Annotated in this window: 1 pseudogene; it reads right to left on the reverse strand. The window is 30.9% G+C overall.

The annotated features are described in order from the left end of the window. Nucleotides 1–287, reverse strand: a pseudogene (locus IQR33_RS28070) (GGDEF-domain containing protein); the annotation flags it as partial. Between the last annotated feature and the right edge of the window lie 4 nt (nucleotides 288–291).

A 291-nucleotide genomic window follows, 5' to 3' on the forward strand; every position in this document is an offset into this window, starting at 1 on the left:
CCTAATCCATACTCCATTGACATGCCAGAAGCTAAATTACCAAAGAATGTTTGTATTGTTTTATCTGTAGCTAGATTATCAACATCTTCACTCGCTATGGTAAATAAATTATCGAGTGTGCTTGCATAACTTTTTACTTTTAAATCTAGTTCTCTGTATTGAGATTCTTTTAACTTATTTTGACCTACGCTAGTCACAGTAATAAGCATAGCTAAGTAAATTGAAACTAATATTGCGCTTATTGTAATAAATCTTTTACTGGAAAATTTTTTAACGGCCTTATTCATCGGA

It is taken from the genome of Vibrio sp. OPT46 (assembly GCF_015163535.1).
GTDB lineage: Bacteria > Pseudomonadota > Gammaproteobacteria > Enterobacterales > Vibrionaceae > Vibrio > Vibrio alginolyticus.